The sequence below is a fragment of the Alloalcanivorax marinus genome, assembly GCF_016785095.1.
Taxonomy (GTDB): domain Bacteria; phylum Pseudomonadota; class Gammaproteobacteria; order Pseudomonadales; family Alcanivoracaceae; genus Alloalcanivorax; species Alloalcanivorax marinus_A.
In genome coordinates this window covers 187,613-211,987 of record NZ_JAEKJB010000015.1, presented here as the reverse complement: position 1 = coordinate 211,987, position 24,375 = coordinate 187,613, and the positions used below count along the sequence as shown (strand labels likewise).

25 protein-coding genes and 1 tRNA gene are annotated in these 24,375 nt (G+C 66.1%); 16 read left to right on the top strand and 10 right to left on the bottom strand.

What is annotated here, in order from left to right; translation table 11 throughout:
• Positions 1 to 125: 125 nt before the first annotated feature.
• From JF515_RS18525 to JF515_RS18510, 4 genes are all read right to left on the bottom strand, one after another.
• A tRNA-Phe gene (locus tag JF515_RS18525) sits at positions 126 to 201 on the bottom strand.
• A 49-nt stretch (positions 202 to 250) separates the two neighbouring features.
• On the bottom strand, positions 251 to 535 hold the full coding sequence (locus JF515_RS18520; protein ID WP_203105928.1) for an oxidative damage protection protein: 285 nt from the start codon (positions 533 to 535) through the stop codon (positions 251 to 253).
• Positions 536 to 554: 19 nt separating this feature from the next.
• Positions 555 to 1,643, bottom strand: a complete 1,089-nt coding sequence (gene mutY, locus JF515_RS18515) for an A/G-specific adenine glycosylase (RefSeq protein ID WP_338015252.1) — start codon at positions 1,641 to 1,643, stop codon at positions 555 to 557.
• Positions 1,640 to 3,865, bottom strand: coding sequence for an AsmA family protein (locus tag JF515_RS18510; RefSeq protein WP_203105927.1), 2,226 nt, complete (start codon positions 3,863 to 3,865; stop codon positions 1,640 to 1,642). The genes mutY and JF515_RS18510 overlap by 4 nt, the downstream gene beginning before the upstream one ends.
• Before the next feature lie 87 nt (positions 3,866 to 3,952).
• Here JF515_RS18510 and JF515_RS18505 point away from each other — a divergent pair, with 87 nt between their 5' ends.
• Positions 3,953 to 5,875 carry a sensor histidine kinase gene (locus JF515_RS18505; protein WP_203105926.1) on the top strand — a complete coding sequence of 641 codons (1,923 nt, stop codon included), beginning with the start codon at positions 3,953 to 3,955 and terminating at the stop codon, positions 5,873 to 5,875.
• On the opposite strand, the gene JF515_RS18500 is transcribed toward JF515_RS18505, so the two are convergent.
• Entirely contained in the window at positions 5,844 to 6,161 is a 318-nt protein-coding gene (locus tag JF515_RS18500; protein ID WP_203105925.1) for an acetyl-CoA sensor PanZ family protein, read from the bottom strand. The genes JF515_RS18505 and JF515_RS18500 overlap by 32 nt on opposite strands.
• An 87-nt stretch (positions 6,162 to 6,248) precedes the next feature.
• On the opposite strand from JF515_RS18500, the gene hisB reads away from it, so the two are divergent.
• The 9 genes from hisB to JF515_RS18455 all read left to right on the top strand — a co-directional run bounded on the left by hisB (position 6,249) and on the right by JF515_RS18455 (position 13,860).
• Complete coding sequence (gene hisB, locus JF515_RS18495) at positions 6,249 to 6,857, top strand: imidazoleglycerol-phosphate dehydratase HisB (RefSeq protein WP_161384305.1); 609 nt, start codon at positions 6,249 to 6,251, stop codon at positions 6,855 to 6,857.
• A 10-nt stretch (positions 6,858 to 6,867) separates the two neighbouring features.
• Positions 6,868 to 7,512, top strand: coding sequence for an imidazole glycerol phosphate synthase subunit HisH (gene hisH / locus JF515_RS18490; protein ID WP_161384304.1), 645 nt, complete (start codon positions 6,868 to 6,870; stop codon positions 7,510 to 7,512).
• Positions 7,513 to 7,572: 60 nt separating this feature from the next.
• Positions 7,573 to 8,319: a 1-(5-phosphoribosyl)-5-[(5-phosphoribosylamino)methylideneamino]imidazole-4-carboxamide isomerase gene (gene hisA, locus JF515_RS18485; protein WP_203105924.1), complete on the top strand. Its 747-nt coding sequence runs from the start codon at positions 7,573 to 7,575 to the stop codon at positions 8,317 to 8,319.
• 70 nt (positions 8,320 to 8,389) lie between these two features.
• Complete coding sequence (hisF, locus tag JF515_RS18480) at positions 8,390 to 9,163, top strand: imidazole glycerol phosphate synthase subunit HisF (protein ID WP_203105923.1); 774 nt, start codon at positions 8,390 to 8,392, stop codon at positions 9,161 to 9,163.
• An 8-nt stretch (positions 9,164 to 9,171) separates the two neighbouring features.
• A complete protein-coding gene (locus JF515_RS18475) occupies positions 9,172 to 9,615 on the top strand; it encodes a YaiI/YqxD family protein (protein WP_203106125.1) in 444 nt (147 codons plus the stop codon).
• Between the two features lie 177 nt (positions 9,616 to 9,792).
• Positions 9,793 to 10,206 carry an alternative ribosome rescue aminoacyl-tRNA hydrolase ArfB gene (gene arfB, locus JF515_RS18470; protein WP_203105922.1) on the top strand — a complete coding sequence of 138 codons (414 nt, stop codon included), beginning with the start codon at positions 9,793 to 9,795 and terminating at the stop codon, positions 10,204 to 10,206.
• A gap of 17 nt (positions 10,207 to 10,223) precedes the next feature.
• Positions 10,224 to 12,038, top strand: a complete 1,815-nt coding sequence (locus tag JF515_RS18465) for a toxin-antitoxin system YwqK family antitoxin (protein ID WP_203105921.1) — start codon at positions 10,224 to 10,226, stop codon at positions 12,036 to 12,038.
• Positions 12,039 to 12,053: 15 nt separating this feature from the next.
• Positions 12,054 to 12,902 carry a toxin-antitoxin system YwqK family antitoxin gene (locus JF515_RS18460; RefSeq protein WP_203105920.1) on the top strand — a complete coding sequence of 283 codons (849 nt, stop codon included), beginning with the start codon at positions 12,054 to 12,056 and terminating at the stop codon, positions 12,900 to 12,902.
• Between the two features lie 70 nt (positions 12,903 to 12,972).
• A complete protein-coding gene (locus JF515_RS18455) occupies positions 12,973 to 13,860 on the top strand; it encodes a bile acid:sodium symporter family protein (protein WP_203105919.1) in 888 nt (295 codons plus the stop codon).
• A 38-nt stretch (positions 13,861 to 13,898) separates the two neighbouring features.
• On the opposite strand, the gene JF515_RS18450 is transcribed toward JF515_RS18455, so the two are convergent.
• Genes JF515_RS18450 through JF515_RS18440 form a run of 3 tightly spaced genes read right to left on the bottom strand, consistent with a single transcriptional unit; the run spans position 13,899 to position 17,192 of the window.
• On the bottom strand, positions 13,899 to 14,702 hold the full coding sequence (locus JF515_RS18450) for a divergent polysaccharide deacetylase family protein (protein WP_203105918.1): 804 nt from the start codon (positions 14,700 to 14,702) through the stop codon (positions 13,899 to 13,901).
• Positions 14,699 to 16,021 carry a S41 family peptidase gene (locus JF515_RS18445; protein ID WP_203105917.1) on the bottom strand — a complete coding sequence of 441 codons (1,323 nt, stop codon included), beginning with the start codon at positions 16,019 to 16,021 and terminating at the stop codon, positions 14,699 to 14,701. The genes JF515_RS18450 and JF515_RS18445 overlap by 4 nt, the downstream gene beginning before the upstream one ends.
• 43 nt (positions 16,022 to 16,064) lie before the next feature.
• Positions 16,065 to 17,192, bottom strand: coding sequence for a murein hydrolase activator EnvC family protein (locus JF515_RS18440; protein WP_238401202.1), 1,128 nt, complete (start codon positions 17,190 to 17,192; stop codon positions 16,065 to 16,067).
• A gap of 116 nt (positions 17,193 to 17,308) precedes the next feature.
• On the opposite strand from JF515_RS18440, the gene JF515_RS18435 reads away from it, so the two are divergent.
• The 3 genes from JF515_RS18435 to secB are packed head-to-tail and all read left to right on the top strand — an operon-like array spanning position 17,309 to position 18,464.
• The gene (locus JF515_RS18435; protein ID WP_203105915.1) at positions 17,309 to 17,725 is read left to right on the top strand and encodes a rhodanese-like domain-containing protein; all 417 of its coding nucleotides are present in this window, start codon (positions 17,309 to 17,311) and stop codon (positions 17,723 to 17,725) included.
• A 4-nt stretch (positions 17,726 to 17,729) separates the two neighbouring features.
• A complete protein-coding gene (gene grxC, locus JF515_RS18430) occupies positions 17,730 to 17,984 on the top strand; it encodes a glutaredoxin 3 (RefSeq protein ID WP_203105914.1) in 255 nt (84 codons plus the stop codon).
• 12 nt (positions 17,985 to 17,996) lie between these two features.
• Positions 17,997 to 18,464 (top strand): protein-export chaperone SecB, encoded by a 468-nt coding sequence (gene secB / locus JF515_RS18425; protein ID WP_203105913.1) that lies wholly within the window; start codon positions 17,997 to 17,999, stop codon positions 18,462 to 18,464.
• On the opposite strand, the gene JF515_RS18420 is transcribed toward secB, so the two are convergent.
• Positions 18,465 to 18,932, bottom strand: coding sequence for a tRNA (cytidine(34)-2'-O)-methyltransferase (locus JF515_RS18420; protein ID WP_203105912.1), 468 nt, complete (start codon positions 18,930 to 18,932; stop codon positions 18,465 to 18,467).
• 93 nt (positions 18,933 to 19,025) lie between these two features.
• Here JF515_RS18420 and JF515_RS18415 point away from each other — a divergent pair, with 93 nt between their 5' ends.
• Positions 19,026 to 19,385 (top strand): DUF2007 domain-containing protein, encoded by a 360-nt coding sequence (locus tag JF515_RS18415; RefSeq protein WP_203105911.1) that lies wholly within the window; start codon positions 19,026 to 19,028, stop codon positions 19,383 to 19,385.
• A 214-nt stretch (positions 19,386 to 19,599) separates the two neighbouring features.
• On the opposite strand, the gene typA is transcribed toward JF515_RS18415, so the two are convergent.
• Positions 19,600 to 21,408, bottom strand: a complete 1,809-nt coding sequence (typA, locus tag JF515_RS18410; RefSeq protein ID WP_203105910.1) for a translational GTPase TypA — start codon at positions 21,406 to 21,408, stop codon at positions 19,600 to 19,602.
• Positions 21,409 to 21,765: 357 nt separating this feature from the next.
• Between typA and JF515_RS18405 the strand changes: the two genes are divergently transcribed.
• Together JF515_RS18405 and JF515_RS18400 are read left to right on the top strand one after the other, a co-directional pair.
• The gene (locus tag JF515_RS18405) at positions 21,766 to 23,304 is read left to right on the top strand and encodes an inactive transglutaminase family protein (protein WP_203105909.1); all 1,539 of its coding nucleotides are present in this window, start codon (positions 21,766 to 21,768) and stop codon (positions 23,302 to 23,304) included.
• The gene (locus tag JF515_RS18400) at positions 23,304 to 24,299 is read left to right on the top strand and encodes an alpha-L-glutamate ligase-like protein (protein ID WP_203105908.1); all 996 of its coding nucleotides are present in this window, start codon (positions 23,304 to 23,306) and stop codon (positions 24,297 to 24,299) included. Before JF515_RS18405 ends, JF515_RS18400 begins: the two co-directional genes overlap by 1 nt.
• The last annotated feature ends 76 nt before the right edge of the window (positions 24,300 to 24,375 follow it).

Genomic DNA, 24,375 nt, shown 5'->3' with positions numbered 1-24,375 from the left:
TTCGCGCTGCGCGCTCGTCGCCAAACGCTGGCGCGTTTGGTCGAACCAGGCGGTGGTTCCTCATCCGGCCTCCGGGCACCAGATACAAAAAAGCCCCACTCTTTCGAGCGGGGCTTTTTTGTATCTGGTGCCCGGAGGCGGAATCGAACCACCGACACGGGGATTTTCAATCCCCTGCTCTACCGACTGAGCTATCCGGGCGTGGGGGCGTATTAAAGCGGCTGACCCCGGCGCCGTCAAGGGCGCGGGGCTATTGATTGGCGTCTTTGGTGGGGGGAACGTAACCCTCTGCTTTTTCTACGCTTTCGTTGTTCAAAAAACGCTCGCGTTGCTCGTCCAGGAAGGCCTTGGCCTTGGGGTCCATGACGTTCAGATGTTTCTCGTTGATCAGCAGGGTCTGGTGATGGAGCCATTCCTGCCAGGCGGCGCGGGACACGTTTTCGTAGATGTCCTGGCCCTTGGGGCCGGGGAAGGGCGGTTTATCCAGGCCTTCCATTTCCTGCTGGTGCTTGCGGCAGAACACGGTGCGGGTCATGGCGTCCTCGTGGTTCGGTTTACAGCAGGCCCCGTTGGCGGGGGCCGTGGAGCTGATCGAGCAGTTTCTTGACCGGGGCGGCGAGGCCCAGTTCGCCGGGGTCGGCGGGGCTCACCCAGCGGCCCTCGGCATCCTGCACGGCCTCGCCGTGGCTGTCCACCCGGATCAGACGCGGTTCGATGTCCAGGTGGAAGTGGCTGAAGGTGTGGCGGAAGCCGGGCAGGTTTTCCTGGTCGCGGGCGGCCAGGCCACGGCGTTCCAGGGCGTCGTGCTGGGCGTCGTCCGGGCTTTCGGATGACGCGTCCAGCTGGGGGAAGCACCAGAGGCCGCCCCAGATGCCGCTGGGCGGGCGCGGTTCCAGCCAGACGCGGCCGTCGCCGGCTTGCAGGATCAGCATGCGGGCGGCGCGCACCGGTTTGTCCTTGGCCGGTTTGCGGCCCGGGTAGTCCTGGGGGTTGCCGTCGGCGTGGGCCTGACAGAGATGGATCACCGGGCAGCGCGGGCAGTCGGGGCGGCGCACGCAGAGGGTGGCGCCCAGGTCCATGACCGCCTGGGTGTAGTCCGCCAGACGTTCATGAGGGGTGTGGTGCTCGGCCAGTTCCCAGAGGCGGTTTTCCACCGGTTTCTTGCCGGGCCAGCCGGGTACGGCGTGCAGGCGGGTGAGCACCCGTTTGACGTTGCCGTCCAGGATCGGGGCGCGCACGCCACGGCTCTGGGCCAGGATGGCGCCGGCGGTGGAGCGGCCGACGCCGGGCAGGGTGGCCACTTCGTCCACGGTCTCGGGGAAGTCGCCGCCGTGTTCCTCCACCAGCTGGCGGGCGGCCTTGTGCAGGTTGCGGGCGCGGGCGTAGTAGCCCAGGCCGGTCCACAGGTGCAGCACCTGGTCCACGTCGGCGGCGGCCAGGGCGCGCACGTCCGGGAAGGTGGCCATGAAGCGCTCGAAGTAGCCGATCACGGTGGTCACCTGGGTCTGCTGAAGCATGATCTCCGAGACCCACACCCGGTAGGGGGTGCGAGGGTGCTGCCAGGGCAGGTCATTGCGGCCGTGCTGGTCATACCAGGCCAGCACGGCCTCGCTGAAGGCCGGTTCGCCGAGCGGTTCACTCACCGGTTGAACAGCCCCTTGAGCTTGTCGCCCAGCTCTTCCTGGATTTTTTCCTCGGCTTTCTTCTTGGCGGCGTTCTTGAGCACCTCTTCGGTGGTGTCGCCTTCCGCGTCGATGCCGAGCTTGTCCTTGAGCTTGCTCTTGGCGGCGTTGGTGGCGGCCTGTTGGGCGATCTTGGCGAAGCCGTCGCGGTCCGGGCCACACCACTTGGCGGGGCTGCCGGCCAGGCTGCCCTGGCAGCGCAGCGGCCAGGTGACGTCTTCCAGGTATTTGCTGCCGCCCAGTTCCGGGGATTGCATGCCCACCTTGAGGTCGAATTCCTGGGTCAGCAGGTTGAGCCAGCCGTTGCCGGAGAGGGTACCTTTTTCCAGTTTGGCTTCCAGGCTGTCCAGGTTGGCGACCTGTTTGTCGAGGCTGGCCTTGGTGGTCAGGTCGATGATCTTGGTGTCCTCGGACAGCGCGTTGGGCAGCTTGCCGGATTCCTGGTTGGGAATCAGGGCGCTGAGGCCCTGGAAGCGGCCGAGCATGTCGTTCACGCCACCGACCAGGGTGTTGTAGAGGTTGAGGCCGCGCACGGTACCGTCCGCCAGATTGACGGTGGCGTTGCCCTTGGCGGATTGCACCAGGGCCTTCTCGCTGTTGCCGGCGGCGTTGAAGTTCATGTCCAGGGAGAACAGGCCCTTGGCCAGGTCCTCGCCCAGGGCCAGGGTGACCAGTGGCTGCAGTTGCATGCTGGTGACTTTCTGCTTGTAGCTGATGCGCGGCGTTTTGCCGGAGACGTCCAGGCTGCCGCTACCGGCGAAGCTGCCGTTGAGGGTCTGGCCGGAGGCCTGGGCCAGGCGCAGCACGCCGTTATTGGCGGTGACCTTGAAAGTCAGGTCCTTGGCCTGGATGGTCTCGAAATTGAGTTCGTTGACCTTGAGCTGGCCGTCCATGACCAGCGGGCGCAGGCTTTCCACGGGGATCAGCTCGGCTTCCGAGAGCTGCTCGGTGCCGGCCTGCTTGCCGGCGCCACCGCCGGCGCCGGTGGGCGCTTCCTCTTTATCGTCGCCGCTTTCCGGCGGCAGGTAGCCGTCCAGGGTGATCTTGTCGAGCACCAGGTCGAACACGATCTTGCCGGTGTCCAGGCTTTCCAGGCCGGCCTTGCCGCTCAGGGTGCTGCTGTCCAGGGTGACCTTGAGCGGGTCCACCATCACGCTGCCGGCGGGGCCGGCCAGGGTGGCGTCCAGGGCTACTTTGCTCAGGACGGCATCGTCGCGGGTCTCGATGGGTTGCTCGCCGATCGCCTCAAGGGCCTTGTTGACGTCGAAGGGCTCGGTCTTGATCTGGCCGGCCACCTTCATGTCGCCGGTCAGGCCGGTGACGGTGGCGTCGCCGGTGGTGCGGGTGCCGGCGGCTTCCAGCAGCAGGCCGGAGACGGCGGCGCGGTCCTCGTCCAGGTTCACGTCCAGCTTCTGCTCCAGGTGCACGTCCACCGGGTTGACCGTGAGGCCGCCGATCTGGGCGTCCAGGGTCATGGGGTCGAGCACGAAGTGGTTGCTGTCCAGGTTGGCGGCCAGGGTGGTATCCAGGCTCAGGTCCACGCGCACGTCGCTCTGGTCCTGGTAGCGCAGCGACAGCTGCATGGGGAAGGGCTCTTCCAGGCTCACGTCCTGGGCCTCGAAGTTGAAATGCTCGACGCGGATGTCAGTGCCATCGGTGGTGTTGCGGTAGCTCACCTGGCCGTTAGTGATGGCGACGCTGGGGATGGTCAGCGGGATGTCCAGGGTGCCGCCTTCGCTGTCCTCGGCGGGTTGCTCCTCCTCGGCGGCGGGCTGCTCGGCGTCCTCTTGCGGGCCGATTTTCTCCCAGTTGGCGCCGTCGGCGGTTTCCACCAGGTTCACTTCCAGGCCGTCCAGGGTGACGCCGTCCATTTCCACGTTGCCGAACAGCAGCGGCCAGACCGCCACGCTGACGCTGGCGCTGTCGATGGCGGCGAACAGCTCTTCCTCGTCGGGCAGGCGCGCTTCGGTGCGGCCCAGGCTGACGCCCAGGGAGGGCCAGAACTGCCAGTCCAGTTCGCCGGGGATCTCCAGCTCCAGATTGGCCTGAGTGAGCGCCTGCTCACGGATCTGCGGTTTGAAATCATTGGGGTCGATCACCTGGGTGATCACGAACACCGTGGCGGCGAGCAATACCACGATGGCCACCAGGACGATGACCACGATTTTAATCGCGCGTGCCATAACGAGCCTCTCCTTGCGCCTCGGGCCAGGGGCCGGGATTATGTTTGCGGGACATCATAACGAATATCACGCTTTGGGGAGCCGCTTTTGTTAAAGTTCCGTAATATCCTGGTTTTGCTGGGGTTACTGGGGTGTGCTCTGGCCCGGGGCGCGGAGCCGGTGGTTCTCTCCGGCGAGCGCGACCAGGTGGAGGTGGCGCGGTCCATGGATGTGCTGGTGGACCCGGAAGGCCACTGGGACTTCCAGACCGTGCGCGGTCGCCTGGCGTCGCGCTTCCGGCCCAACGATTCCGCGGAACTGAATTTCGGCTTCACCGGCAGCGTGATCTGGCTGCGCTTCGCCCTGGACGCCGGCGCCGTGGCCGGCGAGGACTGGTATCTGGTGGAGCGTTACCCGATTCTGGATAACATCACCCTGTTCGCGCCCACCGTGGACGGTGGCTACCGGCGCGTGGACATGGGCGACACCCTGCCGTTCCGGCACCGCCTGATGGATCATCGCGCCTTCATCTTCCCCCTGGAAACCGGCGCACCGGCGTCCCGGCACTACTATGTGCGTATCAGCGGCAAGGGCGCCATCAACCTCTCGCCGATGCTGTACAGCGCCACCGGCCTGGTGGAGTACACCTACCGGGACATTCTGGTGTATGGCGTCTTCTATGGCTGCCTGCTGATCATGGTGATCTACAACGCCCTGCTGGCGTTGTCCCTGAAGGAGCCGGTGTACCTGTATTTCGTCGCTTTTCTGGTCGGCATAACGGTGTTCAACCTGAACATCAACGGCCTCGGGTTGCAGTTCCTTTGGCCGGAGGTGCCCAAGCTTAACGAGTACTACTGGCTGGGCATCTACATATGCACGCCGGCGCTGGCCATGTATTCGCGGCACTTTCTCGGGCTCAAGGAGCGCTTTCCCCGCTATGACCGGCTGATCCGGGGCTATTTGCTGGGCATCGCCGTGTTGCTGGTGGTGCAGTTGCTGATTCCGGCGCCCTGGTCCTATTACCTGTCCACCCTGCTGGTGGTGATCACGGTGCTGCTGTTCAGCTGGCTGGGCTGGACGGTCTGGTCCCGGGGCTACCGGGCGGCGCGCCTGTACGTGGCGGCCTGGTTCGTATTCCTGGGGCTGATTTTCATCTTCGTGCTCGGCAACCTGGACTGGGTGCCCTACGTCTCGGTGACCACCATGCTGCCGCACATCGGCGCGCTGTGGGTGGTGGTGATGCTGTCCCTGGCGCTGGGGGACCGCATCCGCTTCCTGGAGCAGGAGCGCAACCAGCTGTTCGAGGAGGCCCGCGAGAGTCTGGAGCGCCATGTGCGCGAGATCGAGCAGATGAACCGGGACAAATCCACCTTCCTGCAGTACGTGAGCCACGAGCTGAACACGCCGATCAACTGGATCGGCGCCGCGGATTCCCTGGGGGATGACGAGCAGGCCGCCGATGCCCGGGCGATGGTGCGCAAGGGGCAGCAGCGGCTGGTGGGCATGGTCAGCACGTCCCTGCGTTACTTCGATCTGGCCGACCGCCACGATGCGCCCCCGGTGGAGCGCTGCCAGCCGCTGTTGTTGCTGGAGGCGCTGCTGGCCAGTCGGGCCGGGGCTCTGCGCGAGCGCGGGCTGACCGTGGACAACCGGGTGCCGGCCGATCTGTTGGTGCGCGCCAACGAGGCCGAGCTGCGAGAGGTGCTGGCCATCGCTCTGGACAACGCGATTCGTTTCAGTCATCCGGACAGCCCCATCGGCATCACCGGGCGGGCATTGTCGGAGGAAGCGGAGATCCGTGTCAGCGACGCTGGTCGGGGGGCCGGGCCAGGGCAGTTGGAGAGCCTTTTCGAGCCGTTCTTCGTGATGGGCTCGCGTCATCACGAGGAGGGCTACGGGCTGTCCCTGGCCACGGCGCGGGTGATGGTGGAGCAGGTCGGCGGGCGCGTCTGGGCGGAGAGCGAGGGCCCGGACCAGGGCTTCACCCTGGTGATCCGGCTCAACCGCGCCGGCATTTCTCGGGCAGGGTGACGCCATGGCCCAGTTTCGCCTCGATGCCACGCAGGAAGTCGCGGCCCACGCCGCGTCCGCGGGTGGCGGGGTGCACCACCATCCAGGCCAGATTGTCGCCATGCAGCACCGCCACGGCCACCGGGCGGCCATTGAAATGGGCGGCGGCGATTTCGTTGCCGTTGGCGGCGCCTTCCTGGAGGGTGAGCTCCAGATCGCCGGCGTAGTCCGGGTCGTCGCGCAGTACCTGGGCGAAGGTTTGCGCCAGTTCCGGCCGTGACGGGTGGAATTCCACTGTGATCGGCATACTGTCTCCGGGTCGCGATGTCGGTGCCCGCTGGTGAGGGGCGCGGGGGGTACGTATAATACGGTGTTCCGCATTCTGGAGGTACCGATGAGCGAACGCCGCGCCACCGTAGAGCGCAACACCCTGGAAACCAGGATCCGCGTCAGCGTGAACCTGGATGGCACCGGGCAGAGCAAGCTGGACACCGGCCTGCCCTTCCTGGAGCACATGCTGGATCAGGTGGCCCGCCACGGCCTGATCGATCTGGAGATCCACGCCGAGGGTGACCTGCACATCGATGCCCACCACACGGTGGAGGATGTCGGCATCACCCTGGGGCAGGCGCTGGCCCGCGCCTGGGGCGACAAGAAGGGCGTGCGCCGCTACGGCCACAGCTATGTGCCCCTGGACGAGGCTCTGTCGCGGGTGGTGATCGACCTGTCCGGCCGTCCCGGCCTGGAGATGTTCGTGGACTTCACCCGCGGCATGATCGGCGGTTTCGACGTGGACCTGTTCTATGAGTTCTTCCAGGGGCTGGTCAACCACGCCATGATCACCGTGCACATCGACAACCTGCGTGGCAAGAACGCCCACCACCAGGCCGAGACCGTGTTCAAGGCCTTCGGTCGCGCGCTGCGGGTGGCGGTGGAGCCGGACCCGCGCATGGCCGGCGTCACGCCCAGCACCAAGGGCACCCTGACCGAACAGCCGGAATAGAGGGCTTCCCATGACTGAAACCGTGGCCGTGGTCGATTACGGCATGGGCAATCTCCACTCCGCCGGCAAGGCGCTGGAGAAAATGGCCGCCGACGGCCAGCGCATCGTCATCACCGGCGATCCGGATCAGGTGCGCGGTGCCGACCGCGTGGTGTTCCCCGGCGTCGGCGCGATTCGCGATTGCATCCGCGTGATCACCGAGACCGGCCTGGACCGCGCCATTCTCGACGCCATCGACGCCTACAAGCCGGTGCTCGGCATCTGCGTCGGCATGCAGGCGATGATGGATTTCAGCGAGGAGAACGACGGGGTGGATTGCCTGGGCGTGTTTTCCGGCCAGGTCCGTTTCTTCGGCGAGCAGTTCGGCGAGACCGGGCAGCGCCTGAAGGTGCCGCACATGGGCTGGAACCAGGTGCAGCAAACCCTGGATCATCCGGTCTGGGACGGCATCGAGGACAACAGCCGCTTCTACTTCGTGCACAGCTATTGCGCCACCGGATTACCGGAGGAAGAGCTGGCCGGCCGCTGTGAATACGGCATCGCCTTCGCCGCGGCGGCGGCCAAGCACAATGTGTTCGCGGTGCAGTTCCATCCGGAGAAAAGCGCCGACGCCGGCCTGCGCCTGCTGGCCAACTTCCTGCGCTGGCAGCCCTAGACCCGGCGCCGGTGCCCGGCGCCTGCCATTCGAAACCGTATTCGCAACAGAGAGAACCCCATGCAACTGATTCCCGCCATCGATCTGAAGGACGGCAAATGCGTGCGCCTTAAGCAAGGCCGCATGGACGATGACACGGTGTTCTCCGAGGACCCGGTGGCGGTGGCCGACCACTGGGTGGAGAAAGGCGCCCGGCGCCTGCACCTGGTGGACCTGAACGGTGCCTTCGCCGGTGAGCCGGTGAACGGCGAGATCGTTAACGCCATCGCCCGCGCCCACCCCGGCCTGCCGATTCAGATCGGTGGCGGTATCCGCGGTGCCGAGACCATCCAGGCCTACCTGGATGCCGGCGTGCAGTGGGTGATCATCGGTACCAAGGCGGTGAAGGAACCGCAATTCGTCAAGGACATGTGCCGTCGGTTCCCGGGCCACATCATCGTCGGCCTGGATGCCAAGGACGGTAAAGTCGCCACCGATGGCTGGGCGGAGGTCACCAACATCGACGTGGTGGACCTGGCCCGCCAGTTCGAGCACGACGGCGTGGTCGCCATCGTCTACACCGACATCAGCCGCGACGGCATGCTGCAGGGCGTCAATGTGGAAGCCACCGAGCGCCTCGCCGAGTCGATCTCCATCCCGGTGATCGCCTCCGGCGGCATCACCGACCTGGACGACGTGCGCAATCTGTGCGAGAGCCACGCCACCGGCATCACCGGTGCCATCACCGGCCGCGCCATCTACGAGGGTTCCCTGGATTTCGAGCAGGGCCAGGCCCTGGCCGACGAACTCTCGGTCGATCGCGGCTGAAGCCGCTCCCACGGCATGAAGCCCCGGTAGGAGCGGCTTCAGCCGCGATATCAATGCTGGAGAACGAATCATGGCGCTAGCAAAACGCATTATTCCGTGTCTCGACGTGGACGCCGGTCGCGTGGTCAAGGGCGTGAAGTTCGTCGAGATCCGTGACGCCGGCGATCCGGTGGAGGTGGCGCGCCGTTACAACGAAGCCGGCGCCGACGAGATCACCTTCCTGGACATCACCGCCAGCCATCAGGACCGGGACACCACCCTGGAAACCGTGGAGCGGATGGCCAGCCAGGTGTTCATCCCGCTCACCGTGGGCGGCGGCGTGCGCACGATCCAGGATATTCGCAATCTGCTTAACGCCGGCGCCGATAAGGTCAGCATCAACTCGGCGGCGGTGAAGGACCCGGATTTCGTGCGCGAGGCGGCGCAGCGGTTCGGTTCGCAGTGCATCGTGGTGGCCATCGACGCCAAGAAGGTGAGCGGTGAGAGCGAGGGCAACCGCTGGGAGATCTTCACCCACGGTGGCCGCCAGCCCACCGGCATCGACGCCATCGAGTGGGCCACGCGGATGACCGATTACGGCGCCGGCGAGATTCTGCTCACCAGCATGGATCGCGATGGCACCAAGAACGGTTTCGACATCGCCCTGACCCGCCGTATTTCCGATGCCGTGCCGGTGCCGGTGATCGCCTCCGGCGGCGTCGGCAATCTGCAGCATCTGGTGGACGGGGTAATCCAGGGCGGCGCCGACGCGGTACTGGCGGCGTCGATCTTCCACTTCGGTGAGTACAGCATCGCCGAGGCCAAGGAGTATATGGCCCGGGCCGGCATCGAGATGCGGTTGTAGTCGTGTCGTTGACGATCTGGGTGGACGCCGACGCCTGCCCGGCGGTGATCCGCGATGTGTTGTTCCGCGCCGCCAACCGGCTGGCCATTACCACCATCCTGGTGGCTAACCACCACATCCGCGCGCCACGCTCGACGCACATCCGCTCAATGCAGGTGGCGTCCGGGTTCGACAAGGCGGACGACCACATCGCCGAGCAGGTGAGCGCCGGGGATCTGGTGATTACCGGTGACATCCCTCTGGCCGCCCGGGTGGTGGAGGCCGGTGGCACCGCCCTGAACCCGCGCGGTACCCTGTACGACGCCGAGAGCATCCGCGAACACCTCGGCCGCCGCGACTTCATGGAGGAGCTGCGCTCCGCCGGCATGCAGACCGGCGGGCCCTCGTCGCTGAGCAAGAGCGACGTGCAGACCTTCGCCAATGCCCTGGACCGGTTTTTGGCTAGACGCTAGACGCTGACACGCAGCACGCTTGCACGCCAAGTCAAAACCCGTGGCGGAAAAGCTTGCGGATTTGCAGGTATGACTCTGCGAACTCGCAAGGCCTTCAGGCGCCGCCGCATTTAGCGTGTTGCGTGTTGCGTGTTAGCGTGCAAGCGTGCCGCGGTATCACCGTCTCAGGATTACACCATGCTGCAAATCTCCAACACCGTAACCATCCCCGCCGCCGAGATCGAGTGGCAGGCGATTCGCGCCCAGGGTGCCGGTGGTCAGAACGTCAACAAGGTGGCTTCGGCCATCCATCTGCGCTTCGATATCCGGGCCTCGTCGCTGCCCGAGTTCTATAAGGAACGCCTGCTGGCGCTGTCCGACCGTCGTATCAGCGGCGACGGCGTGGTGGTGATCAAGGCGCAGCGTTTCCGTACCCAGGAAAAGAACCTGGACGACGCCCTGGAGCGCCTGCGCGCCCTGATCCAGAGCGCCACGGTGGAGCGTAAGAAGCGCAAACCCACCAAGCCTTCCAAGGCGGCCCGCAACAAACGCATGGACAAGAAAACCCGGCATGGCCAGACCAAGGCCCTGCGCGGCAAGGTTCAGCCCTGAGCCCGCCGGATTTGCCCATGAAACCTGTTTCTCAAGGATTCTCCATGACCCTGCCCGCGCCGATTCTGGCCGGCCTGCTGGCGCTGCTGTTGAGCGGCCCGGCCGGCGCCGATACCCGTGCCCTGGATGGCAATATGCTGTTCACCGATGGCGAGCCCTATTACCAACTGCACTGGCCGCTGGAGCAGGTGGAGGACGGCTGGCGGGTGGTGGTGGATAAGGCCGACGGCAGTCTCTATTTCAAGGGCCGGATCGCCGACCCAAAAGCGGACGACCTGCTCGACGATGACAACCGTCGTGGCCGGTTCACCTACTACTACGACAATGGGCAGCCGCGCATGGAGGGCCGCTACAGCGACCAGGGTCGCGTGGACGGCCGCGCCACGCTCTATTGGCCGAACGGACGGGTGCGCGAGGTCCGTGACTTCAAACCGCGCGGCTATCGCGTGCTCAAGGGTTTCCACGAGGACGGCAGCGTGGCCCTGGAAAACCTGCCGGACAAGGGTGATCGCGGCGACCGCGTGAAACGGTATCGGGAAGACGGCTCGCTGATGCTGCGGGAATACACCGAGCCGGCGGACCAGGGCGGTTTCCAGCGGGTGCAACTGAGCTATGACGCCGCCGGCGAGCTGACCCGGCGCCGGGTCAGTAACGACCGCACCCAGGTCAGCGAGGACCTGAAGAACGGTCGGGTGGTGGAGCGGCTCACCATGGACCAGGCGGACACCTGGTCCATCCGTGAGCGCTTCAACGAGGACGGTGAGCTGGTAGGCCGGCAACGGCGTCTGTCGGCGGGCTACAAAGAGGACGGCGAGCAGATTTTCACCACCGACGACGGTGTGCGCCAGGTGGATCACTATCGCAACGGCAAGCGGCAGGGCGAGTTCACCCACCGGCGCGGCGACACCTGGCTGGCGCGGGGCTTCTACCGGGACGACGAGCCCGTGGGCCGCTGGTTCGAGGTGGACCCGGACAGCGGCGAGGTGACCTTTACCCGCTACGACGATGAAGGCACCTTCCTGGGCAGCTTCCAGGTCGGCGCCGATCTGGTGGTTCATGACGACGACGGTAAGCCGGCGGCGCCGCAAGCGCTGCGCGACGTCGAACGTACCCTGCCCGAGGTGGGCACCACCTGGCTCTACCAGTTCAACGACGCGCAACCGGTGGCGCTGACTCTCACCGGGAAGAGTGACGGGCAAGCCCGCTACCGGGTCGGTGAGACCACCCTGGAAGAGGACCTGGACCGCTATCAGCCGGTGGATCAGGAAGACGGCCCGATGCTGCGCTTCCCCCTGCATCCCGGAGACGTGTGGCGCTACCGCACCGAGGACATCGTCCAGGTGCCGGCCACGGACGGCGCCCACTGGCAGTACCGCTACCGCACCGAGACCACCAGCAAGGTCGGCGCGGTGGAAACCATCCAGGTGGGCGCCGGCACCTTCAAGGCGCTGCGCATCAGCCGCGAGATCGCCTGGCGCAAGGATCAGGCCAGCGGCGAAGGCGACGCTCTGGAGCGCATCGAGAACGGCGGCGACGGGCAGGTGGACGGCTTCACCCGCGAGCTGCTGTGGTACGCGCCGGAGGCCGGCCGTGTGGTGCTCAAGGCGCATATTGAATCCGGTGATCCCAATCTGCTGCACCGTGATGCCGCCGACCTGCTCGACAACGCCGCCACCTGGTTCACCGAGCTGGTGGCCCTGGCCGGCCCCGGCGACACCGCCGAGGCCGGCGAGGCGCGCCATGCCCGTGCCCCGCGGGCGGGCTGGATCGGCTTCCCGATGCGGCGCAACAACACCTGGGAGTACCTGATGCAGTCCCATTCACCGCAATAGCCAGGGAAGCCCTCCATGTTTCGTTTGCCGATGCTGGCCGGCCTGATGGCCCTGATGATCAGCGGGCCGGCCGCTGCCGATACCCGGGCGCTGGGTCCGGACTGGTTCTTCACCGACGGGGAGCCGGTCTTTCTTTTGCACTGGCCCCTCGAGGAAACGGAGCCGGGTTGGCGGGTGGTGATCGACCGGCCCGACGGCCAGGTGTTTTTTGAAAGCTATGTGGCTGATCCGGAGGCGCCGCTGCTGCTGGACAATCGTAACCGGCGGGGGCCCTTCACCTACTACCACGATAACGGCGAGGTGGAGCTGGAGGGTCGCTACAATGACCGGGGCGCCATCACCGGCGAGGCCCGCTTCTACTGGAAGAACGGTAACCTTCGGGAAATTCGCGACTACCAACCGCAAGGGTACGAGGTGATCAAGGCTTTCCATGAAGATGGGAGCCTGGCCATGGAGACGCTTGCGGACAAAGGGGATCGGACCTTTCGCGAACAGCGCTACCGCCAGGACGGATCATTGCTGGCACGCGTTTATACCCACCCCGCCGAACAGGGCGGGCTGGAGGATGTGCGTCTGGTCTACGATCCGCGGGGCAATCTCCAGACCCGCCTGTTCGCCAACGACCGGGTGCAAATCACCGAGAATCTCAAGAACGGGAACCTGGTGGAGCGGGTCACCTCCGACCGGGCCGGCGAATGGTTGCTGCGGGAGCGTTTCGGCGAGAGCGGCGAGCTGACCCAGCGGGACCGCTATCTGTTGCCCGATTACAAGCTGGACGGCGAGCAGATGTTCACCACCGAAGACGGGGAGCGCCGCATCACTCACTATCGCAACGGCAAGCGCCAGGCTCCTTCGCCGCAATAGCCCCGAAGTGGTCGGCTAAGGTACGATCGTTCTATAACAACAACGCTGATAAAAGAACGAGGAACCACGCATGGACCAGGTCGCTCTGATTTCCGTGGGACTGCCCGCCGCCCTGTTTCTGATCATGGTGGGCATGGGCCTGACCCTGACGCCCCGTGATTTTCGCGAGGTGCTGGTGGCGCCGCGCGCCACCGTGTTCGGCCTGGTGGCGCAGATCGTGCTGCTGCCGCTGGTGGGCGTGGGGCTGGCGGTGAGCCTGGATCTGTCACCGGCGCTGGCGGTGGGGCTGGTGATCATCGCCGCCTGCCCGGGCGGCACCACCTCCAACCTGTTCGCCTTCCTCGGTCGTGGCGACGTGGCCCTGTCCATCGTGCTTACCGTGGCCGCCAGCCTGATCACCATCGTCACCCTGCCCATGTTCACCAGCTGGGCCCTGGGCCATTTCCAGGACAGCAGCCAGGTGCTGGAGCTGCCGGTGCTGCGCACCATCCTTACCCTGGTGGTGATCATTCTGATTCCGGTGGGCATCGGCATGACCATCCGGCATTTCCGTCAACGCTGGGCGGAGAAGGGCGAGAAGCTGGTCAGCGTGTTCGGGTTGCTGGTGCTGGTGGCGGTGATCGCTTTGCTGCTTATCGACCTGGGCGCGGAGGCCCTGGTATTGCTGCGCCAGGGCGGCATGGCGGTGGTGCTGCTTAATATCATCGGTCTGGTGTTGGGCATGGCCGGTGGCCGGCTCATGGGGCTGCCCCGGGACCAGGCGTTCACCGTGGCCATCGAGCTGGGCATCAAGAACGGCACCCTGGGGTTGATGGTCACGCTGACCCTGCTGCACTCCGACGCCATGTCGGTGCCGGCGGCGGTGTACGGGGTGCTGATGTTCCTGTTCGGCTTCCTGATGCTCGGCTATAGCCGGCTCACCGGCATCGGTCGCTCGTCGCCTTCCCCGATCCCGTAGGAGCGGCTGGGCGGCATTCCGCTTCAGCCGCGATGCCGCTATGGCCTGGTCCGGTGGCTGGTCGCCGTTGAGGTGGCGGGCCGCCGGGGCGCTGCCGCGGAAGCGGCCCTGTCCGGGGGCGCCAGCAGTTCAGATACCGGCACCACGCGCACCCCGGCCTGCTCCATGAGCGGCAGTACCTGGCGCAGATAATCCACGGTTTCCGGGTAGGGGTGGCCGATGGCGATGGCCTGGCCGCGCCGGCGCGCCAGCCGCAGCAGTTGGTTGAACTGTTCGTTGATGTGGGCCAGGTCGCGCTGATTGTCCAGGAATACGTCCCGTCGCCCCGCCGCCAGGCCGGCGCGGCGGGCGGCGCGTTCCGCCTGGGTGGCGGCGTTGGTGCGGCTGTCGACGAAGAACAGATGTCGGTGCAGGAGCTGGTCCATGAGCCGGGCCATGGGCGCCGCCTCGGCGGTGAGGGCGCTGCCCATGTGGTTGTTGAGTCCCCGTGCGTCCGGCAATACCGCCTGGGCGCGGTCCAGCACGGCGCCGACCTGCGCCTCGTTCATGCCTTCATGGAGGGCGCCCGGGTCCAGGGCGCGGGCGTCCAGGGTGGCCATGGGCAGGTGGATCATCACTTCCTTGCCGGCCTCGGCGGCTTCGCGGCCGAGCCGCCGGCCATGGGGCGTTTCCGGGATCACCGCGCAGGTCACCGGGGCGGGCAGGGCGATAACGGCCTCGCCGGCGCGCCGGTTGTAGCCGAGATCGTCGATGATGATGGCGATACGCGGTGCCGCCGGGGCCGGCGTCACCGCCAGCAGCCCGGTCAGCAGCGCCGCCACCAGGGCGACGCCGCGTTTCACTGAGAGGCGGTGTTTTTGCCGTCGTCGACCGCCGGGCGGCGGCGCTCGGCCAGATTGATGCCCTTGAGGATCGACAGTGCCTGGGACAGCGGGTAGTCACGGCTGGCCAGGGGTTCCTCGCTACCGTCACTGTCTTGCTCCTCGCCGTCCTGGTTGATCAGGTGGTGAGGCAGATCCGATTCGCGGGGCCCGCGTTCCTGGTAAAGCTCCACGCTGGCCACCTGGATCGGGATGTCCGGATGAATGCCCTCGGCCTGGATCGAGCGACCGTTGGGGGTGTAGTAGCGGGCGGTGGTCAGCTTCAGGGCACTATCGCCGCTGATCGGCAGCACCGTTTGCACCGAGCCCTTACCGAAGGTGCGGGTGCCCACCACCACGGCGCGGCCCTGATCCTGCAGGGCGCCAGCGACGATCTCGGAGGCCGAGGCGGAACCGCCGTTGACCAGTACCACCAGGGGCAGGCCATTGAGCAGGTCGCCGGGGCTGGCCTCGTAATTGTTGCGGCTTTCCGGGTCGCGGCCCTGGGTGTAGACCACCAGGCCGCTGTCCAGGAACAGGTCGGCCACTTCCACGGCGCCGCCGAGCACGCCGCCCGGGTTGTTGCGCAGATCCAGTACCAGCCCGCGCAGGTCGCCGTTGGCGGTGAGTTTTTCCACGGCGGCCTTGGCGTCCTGGCCGGTGCGGCTCTGGAATTGGGAGATGCGCAGGTAGCCGTAGCCTGGCTCAAGGGTTTCGCTTTTCACGCTCTCGACCTTGATGCGGTCGCGCTTCAGGGTCACCGGGCGGGGTTTTTCATCGCCCTCGCTGAGCACCGACAGCGTCACCTCGGAGCCCGCTTCGCCGCGCATCAGTTCCACGGCGTCGGCCAGGCCGATGCCCTTGGTGAAGGTGTCGTCGATCTTGAGAATCAGGTCGCCGGCCTGGATGCCGGCACGGCTGGCGGGGGAGTCGTCGATCGGCGCCACCACCTTGACGAAGCCATCCTCCATGGTCACTTCCAGGCCCAGGCCGCCGAATTCGCCGCTGGTGGTGGATTGCAGATCCTCGAACTGATCCGGGGTCAGGTAGGCGGAGTGCGGGTCCAGCTCCATGAGCATGCCGCGGATCGCCGCCTGGATCAGTTCCTTCTCGTCCACCTCGTTCACGTAGGCGCCGCGTACCCGTTCCAGCACCTCGGCGAAGGCACGCAGTTCGGTGACGGGCACGCCGTCCTGCTCGGCTTGCCGGTCGGTTTGCGGGTCCTTGGCCTGGCTGGCCGGGGCAATGAACACCAGAGTAACGAGCGCGGAGCGCAGCAGGGCACGGGCAGTGTGCAGCATGTGAATCCCCAAGGCTGGGCGCCCCCGATGCGGGGGCTTTGTCTCAATCATTGCGGGCAATGGGCGGCAGTGTAACACGGCGGTCGCACCAGCGCGCCGGGTTCACCACCTGCCCCTTGCGGCGTATTTCAAAGTACAGACCGCTGCGGCTATTGCCGCCGGAACGACCGGCCAGGGCCAGGGTATCGCCGGTGGCCACCCACTCGCCCACGTCGCGCAGCAGGCTCTGGGCGTAGCCGTACAGCGTCAGATAGCCGCCGCCGTGGTCGACGATGGTAAGCAGGCCGTAGCCGCGCATCCAGTCGGCGAAGACCACCCGCCCGGGGTGGATGGCGCGTATCGGCGTGCCTTCGTCGGCGGCCAGTACCACGCCTTCCCAGCGCAACGCGCCCTCCCGTGCGGAGTGAAAGCTCGCCACTACCTGACCCGGTACCGGGCAGGGGAGTTCCCCGGCCAGCTTGCCGAACGGCTCGCCGCGTCCCGGCGGCGGTACCGACGGCAGGCTGCGCTGCATGTCGGCGAGCAGCTTCTCGAGGCGTTGCTGATCCGCCTTGAGGCGTTCGATATCGCCTCCGCGCGCGTCCAGGGAACGGTTCAGACTGGCCAGTGCCTGCTCGCGTTCCTTGGCGGCGGCTTCCAGCTCACGCTTGCTGCTGGCCAGGTCGGTGCGCCGGTCGAGCAGATCGGCGCGGGCACCCTCCACCTCCTTGGCGACCCGGCGCAGGTCGAGCAGTTCATCCTCCAGCACCGCCAGCCGGTCGGTGCGGGCGCGCTGGATGTACTCCTGGTAGCGCAGCAGGCGGGCGATGCGGTCCGGCTCCTGTTGGTTGAGCAGCAGCTTGATGCGCGCTTCCCGGCCGCTCTGATAGCTGGCGCGCACGGTGCGCGCCAGCCAGCGCAACTGGGTGCGCTTCTCGCCGGCCAGGCGCGCTTGTTGTGCTTCCAGGCGCACCAGGCGCTGGCGGGCGGCTTCCGCTTCGCGCTCCAGCTCGCGGCCCTGGCGGGTCAATTCGCCGACCCGGGTTTCGGTGTCGCGCAGGCGCGCCTGCAGGTCGTCGCGCCGGGACGTTTCCTGCTGCTGCTGCTCGGAGAGCGCCTCGATGCGGTCCTTGAGCTTTTCCAGGCCGGCTTCGCTGGGCTGCTCCGCCCCGGCCAGCGCGGGCAGGAGCATTATCAAGAGAAAAAGCGGCTTCATGGCTGCGGGTTTTACCTTAACCGACCGGTGATGTGTATACTTGGCGCCGATTTTCCGCCGACAAGGCGGCTAACGCGTCAACGGGGCCTAGTATGGATCGCCTGATCGAATTCGCCAGCAATCATTACCTTCTGTTTTCCGCCTTCTTCGTATTGTGGGCGGCGTTCTTCGTGATCGAGTCGCGGCGCGGCGGCAAGGCGATCACGCCCCAGCAGGCCACCAACCTGGTCAATCAGAAGGACGCGGTGATCGTGGACCTGCGCCCGGCGGACGAGTACCGCGCCGGCCATATCCCCGGCAGCCTGAACATCCCCGTGAGCCAGGCCACCGACCGCATGGGCGAGCTGGAGCGGCACAAGGACAAACCGCTGATCCTGACCTGCAAGATGGGCAATCAGGCCGCCCATCTGGGCCGCCAGCTGCGAGGCAAGGGCTTCGCCGAGTTGTACCGCATGCAGGGTGGGGTGACCGCTTGGCGCAACGATAACCTGCCGGTGGCCAAGGGCTGAGGCCATGGCCGGGGTTACGCTGTACAGCACCCGTTGGTGCCCGTTTTGTGTTCGCGCCAAGCAGTTGCTGGCGCGGAAAGAGGCCGAGGTGCACGAAATCGACGTGGACCGGGAGCCCGGCGCGCGCCAGGAAATGATGACGCGCAGCGGTCGCCGCACGGTGCCGCAAATCTGGATCGGCGACCGCCATGTGGGCGGTTGCGATGAACTTTTTGCATTGGAGCGGGCGGGGGAACTGGACGAACTGCTCGCCGGATAACGGAGAAGGACCATGGCCGAAGAAGAGAAGAAAACCTTCCAGTTGCAACGCGTTTACCTCAAGGACGCCTCGTTCGAGTGCCCGGGGGCGCCGGATATCTTCCTGCAGGACTGGAAGCCGAAGATGAACGTGCAGCTTAATAACGCCGCGCGACGCCTTGGCGACGGCAATGAGTACGAGGTGGAAGTCACCGTTACCGTGACCGCCAAGTCCGAGGACGAGCAGAAGACCTTCTACCTGGCCGAGGTCAAACAGGCCGGAATCTTCACCCTGGTGGGCATCGACGGCGAAGAGCGCGATCAGTTGCTTGGCGCCTACTGCCCCAATGTGCTGTTCCCCTATGTACGCGAAGTGGTCTCGGACCTGGTGTCCAAGGGCTCCTTCCCGCAGATGATCCTGCAGCCGCTCAATTTCGAGGCGCTCTACCAGCAGCAGCGCCAACAGCAGCAGGCCGGCTCCGAAGGCGCCACGGTGCAGTAGCTACCGCACCGCTCCTGGATAACCAAGCTGCCGCCAGGCTTCGTAGAAGGTAATCGCCACCGCGTTGCTGAGATTGAGGCTGCGGCTGTTGGGCCCCATGGGCAGACGCAGCCGGCGCTCCTCCGGCATCGCCGCCAGCAGGTCCGCCGGCAGCCCCCGGGTCTCCGGGCCGAACAGCAGCACATCCCCATCCTGGAAGGCCACGTCACTGGGCGCTGGCCCGCCCTTGGTGGTCAGCGCGAACTGCCTGGCTCCCGCCATTGTCTGGCAAAACGCCGGGTAGCCGGGGTGCACCTCCACGCGCGCGTATTCACTGTAATCCAGTCCGGCGCGCCGCAGCCGTTTTTCGTCCAGCGTGAAGCCGAGCGGCTCGATCAGATGCAGCATGGCGCCGGTGTTGGCGGCCAGGCGCATGATGTTGCCGGTGTTGGGCGGAATCTCGGGTTGGTACAGGGCGATGTGCAGCATGGGCTCATATGGTAACCGCTTGGCGTGCCGGCGTCGCTTTGCCCGGCGCCGGGCTGGCGTGATAATGATGCCGGAAAGCCAGCGGAGACAAGCATGAAACGGGTCTACGAAGCGCGCGACGGCCTGGAGGCGCACATGGTGGCGGGGCTGATGGAACAGGCCGGCATCATGGCCCAGGTGCGCGGCGACATGCTGCAGGGCGCGGTGGGCGAGTTGCCCGCCGCCGGTCTGGCCAGTGTCTGGGTGGCGGACGACGACGAACAGCGGGCCCGCGCCGTGGTGCGGGACTTCGAGGAAGAGCAGCCGCCCAACCCCGAGCCCGGTCCGCGCCAGCGTTTACGCGATGGCGTGCGCGGCCAGGGCGCCGGCGACACCGGTCGGGCGTTCCGCAACGGTTTGCTCGTGGGCGTGGTGCTGGGCGGCTTGGTGATGGCCTGGTTGTTGACGCTCTGATCGCCGTCTCTCCATCTGGGGCGCGGAGCGGCGAAGTGTTTGTTGGAGAGGGCGTTGATCGCGACTGAAGTCGCTCCTACAAAGAAAGGGGTTGTAGGAGCGACCGGGCGGCGAACCGCTTTAGTCGCGATGGGAGGTGGCTCGGCGGTAGGATGGCGCACCGCTTTAGTCGAATCGGGGCCACGCCAAGACGCGGCCCCGATGGAGAGGCCTTCTAGCGACTGGCGCGCTTGCGTTCCGTCTCGGTAAGCAGTTTCTTGCGCAGACGCAGGTAATGGGGGGTCACTTCCACCAGTTCATCGTCCTCGATGAAGTCTAGGGCCTGCTCCAGGCTGAAGCGCACCGGCGGGGTGAGAATCACGTTCTCGTCGGTGCCGGAGGCGCGCATGTTGGTAAGCTGCTTGCCCTTGGTGGGGTTCACCACCAGGTCGTTGCCCCGGCTGTGGATGCCGATCAACTGGCCTTCGTACACTTCCACGTTGGGGTCGATCAGCATGCGGCCGCGTTCCTGCAGGTTGAACAGGGCGAACGCCAGCACCTTGCCTTTCACCATGGACACCAGCACGCCGTTGTTGCGCGAGGCCATGTCGCCGGGCTTGTAGTCGCCGTAGTGGCTGAAGGTGCTGTTGAGAATGCCGGTGCCGGAGGTGAGGGTCAGGAACAGGCTGCGGAAGCCGATCAGGCCTCGGCTGGGCACCACGAAGGTGAGGCGCACCCGGCCCTTGCCGTCCGGTTCCATGTTGGTCATTTCGCCACGGCGCAGGCCCAGTTGCTCCATGATGGCGCCCTGGTGCTGCTCTTCCACGTCGGCCATGACGTTTTCGTAGGGTTCCTGCTTCTGGCCGTCCACTTCACGCACGATCACTTGCGGGCGGCCCACGGCCAGCTCGAAGCCCTCGCGGCGCATGTTCTCGATCAGCACCGACAGGTGCAGCTCGCCCCGGCCGGAGACGCGGAACTGGTCGGCGCTGCCGGTTTCTTCCACGCGCAGGGCGACGTTGTGCTTGAGCTCCGCTTCCAGGCGTTCGCGGATCTGGCGGCTGGTGACGAACTTGCCGTCCTGGCCGGCGAACGGCGAGGTGTTGACGTGGAACACCATGCTCACGGTGGGTTCGTCCACGGTCAGCGCCGGCAGTGCTTCCACGTTGTTCGGGTCGCACAGGGTGTCGGAGATATCCAGAGGGTCCATGCCGGTGACACAGACGATGTCGCCGGCGCCGGCGTCCTGCACGTCCACCCGTTCCAGGCCGTGGTAGCCCATGATCTGCAGGATGCGGCCATTACGCACGGCGCCTTCCCGGTCGATGATCTTGACCTGGGAGTTGGCCTTGACCTTACCGCGTTTGATGCGGCCGATGCCGATCACGCCCAGGTAGCTGTTGTAGTCCAGCGAGGAAATCTGCATCTGGAACGGGCCGTCCTGGTCCACTTCCGGGGCCGGCACGCGCTCGATGATGGTGTTGAACAGGGCGGTCATGTCGTCGCCCAGGGCGTCCGGTTCCATGCCCGCCACGCCGTTCAGGGCGGAGGCGTAGACCACCGGGAAGTCGAGCTGCTCGTCGCTGGCGCCGAGGGTGTCGAACAGGTCGAACACCTGGTCGATGACCCAGTCCGGGCGGGCGCCGGGGCGGTCGATCTTATTGACCACCACGATCGGCTTGAGGCCGGCGTCGAACGCCTTCTGGGTCACGAAGCGGGTCTGCGGCATGGGGCCGTCCACCGCGTCCACCAGCAGCAGCACCGAATCCACCATCGACATCACCCGTTCCACCTCGCCGCCGAAGTCGGCGTGGCCGGGGGTGTCGACGATGTTGATGCGGTAGTCGCCGTATTTGAGGGCGGTGTTCTTGGAGAGGATGGTGATGCCCCGTTCCTTCTCCAGGTCGTTGGAGTCCATCACCCGTTCGACGTCGCCGGCGCGGTCTCCCAGGGTGCCGGACTGTTGCAACAGCTTGTCCACCAGGGTGGTCTTGCCGTGGTCAACGTGGGCGATGATGGCGATATTGCGCAGGCGTTCAATCACAGATTGTGGCTCCGTAGAGAAAAATGTGCCTCCGCCCGCTCAGCGGCGGTCGGCCGCGCGGCGGGGCCGGCGACGGGGGAGGCGATTGGATTCGGCGGCGCATTGTACAGTCCCTTGGCCGGATGAAGCCACTTATACGCCATAACGGCGGAATTCGTGGCAGAATGTGCGCCATTCCGGGGCGCATCCGGGCCCATGCACGGTTTTGCGGCGGCCAGCGAGCGTGACCCGTTTACAAGAATTTTCGTCCGGAGCCGGATTCCGGCGCTGGAGGCGGTGACATCGCCGGTCGGTTAGCGGACCATGTGCGCGGTCGCGGCGCCCTCGCCGAAGGGAAGATTGGAATAAGGCTGAAAAATGCGTTCTGTGAAATTGCACGCCCGGTTGCTGGCCGTGGCTCTTCTGGTGCTGGGTGCGGGCAGTATTGCCTACCAGATTCTGGTTCAGGATGTCCCCCTGACGGAAAGCGAGAGCGATCCGGTCTGGGTGGTGGACACCCAGTTGAGCTTCCAGGCCCGTCCCAACACTCCGATCAAGGCGCGCATGTTCGTGCCGCCTCTGAACAGCGGCTTCACCGCCCTCAACGAGAGCTTCATCTCCAACAATTATGGGGTGAACGTGAATCGGGAGAACGGCAACCGGCTGGTGACCTGGTCGGCGCGTCGGGGTGAAGGCCAGCAGAACCTTTATTACCGGCTGATGCTCACTTCCCGCTTCGCGGACCCGGCGTTGCCGCCGGAGAATGGCCCCCAGTTCCGGCCCAGCCCTGAGCTCAAGGGCGCCGAGCGGGTCGCCGCCGACGCCCTGCTGGCGCCGATCCGCCAGCACTCCGCCGATGTGGAGACCTTCGTCAGCGAGACCATCAAACGGGTCAACAGCGAGGACAGCGACAACGTGCGCCTGCTGCTGGGCGGTGACCACAGCCCGGAGAACCGGGCCCGGGTGGTGGACCTGTTGCTGGCGGTGGCGCACATTCCCGCCGAGCCGGTGCATACCCTGCAGCTTCAGGAGACCAGCAGCCAGCAGCCGGAACTGTGGCTGCGCACCTTCAACGGCCAGAACTGGCTGTATTTCAATCCGGCGGATGGCCGCCAGGGTCTGCCCGAGGACCGGCTGGTGTGGTGGAGCGGCGAGCAGCCTCTGCTGACCCTGGAAGGTGCCCGCGGCGCCAAGGTCAGCTTCAGCGTCCATCGCAACGAGATGAGCGCCCTGCGGCTGGCGCAGTCGCTGCGCTCCCAGGACGCCAGCAGCTTCATCGATTATTCCCTCTATGAACTGCCGGTGCCTTCCCAGCAGCTGTTCCGGGTGCTGATCATGATTCCGGTGGGCGTGCTGCTGGTGCTGCTGATCCGCTCGCTGATCGGCATGGAAACCCTGGGTACCTTCACGCCGGTGCTGATCGCCTTGGCGTTCCGCGAGACCCAGGTGATCTGGGGTGTGCTGCTGTTCACCTTTATCACCGCCATCGGCCTGTCGGTGCGCGGCTATCTGGAGCATCTCAAGCTGCAGTTGCTGGCGCGGCTGTCGGTGGTGCTCACCTTCGTGGTGATCATGATGGGCCTGATCAGCCTGCTCGGTTACAAGCTGGGCCTGTCCACCGGCCTGTCCGTGGCCCTGTTCCCGATGGTGATCCTGACCATGGTGATCGAGCGGGTGTCCATCGTCTGGGAGGAGCGCGGTGGCGCCCAATCCCTGAAAGTGGCCATCGGCACCCTGGTGGCGGCGGTGCTCTGCCACCTGCTGATGGTGTGGTCGCCACTGGTCTACTTCGTGTTCACCTTCCCCGGCGTGCTGCTGATTCTGGCGGCGGTGATGGTGTTCATGGGCCACTACCGGGGCTACCGGCTGATGGAGCTGGTGCGCTTCCGGGCCATGACCGAGGAAGGAGAGCGCTGATGTTCGGGATCGCCACCTGGAGGGCGCTGCGCCGCCGCGGCGTGATGGGCATCAACCAGCGCAACGGCGACTATGTGCTGATGTACAATGACCGCCGGCTCTACCCGCTGGTGGACGACAAGATCCGCACCAAGAACATGGCCCTGGAGGCCGGTATCCAGGTGCCGGACATGTACGGCATCATCGATACCGAGCAGGGCATCAGCCAGCTCGAGCACATCGTCGAGACCCATGGTGACTTCGTGATCAAGCCCTCCCAGGGGGCCGGCGGCGATGGCATCCTGGTGATCTCCGATCGTTTCGAGGGCTACTACCGCAGCGCCTCGGGCCGCATGATCAGCCCCGAGGAGCTGGAGTTTCATATCTCCGGCATCATCTCCGGGCTCTATTCCCTGGGCGGCCACCGCGACCGCGCCCTGATCGAGTACCGGGTTCGCTCCACGGACCTGTTCGACCGCATCAGCATCGGCGGCGTGCCGGACGTGCGCATCATCGTGCTGCAGGGCTATCCGGTGGCGGCCATGCTGCGTCTGCCCACCCGCCAGTCCGACGGCAAGGCCAACCTGCACCAGGGCGCCATCGGCGTGGGCGTGGACATCGCCACCGGCGTCACCCTGAGCGGCACCTGGCACAACCTGAAGATCGACCGCCACCCGGACACCGCCCACCCGGTGGCTGGCGTCCAGGTGCCCGACTGGGACCAATGCCTGGCCCTGGCGGCGCGCTGCTACGACCTCACCGGCCTGGGCTACCTGGGCGTGGACCTGGTGATGGACAAGCACAAGGGCCCGCTGATGCTGGAGCTCAACGCCCGCCCCGGGCTGAACATCCAGATCGCCAACGACGACGGCCTGCTGCGCCGCTGCCGGCTGATCGAGGACCACCTGGAGGCGCGCGGCGAGGACGCCGGCACCGAAGCGGCCGCGTCCCGGGTGGCGCTGTCCCGCCGTCTGTTCGCGGTGCCGGACCTGCCGGAGGCGCCGACGCCTCCCTGAGCGTCATGCTTTCAGGTTTCGTTAAGCTTCAATGACCATGATGCGGGGTTTCCGCAGCGACCGGTAACCCCGCATC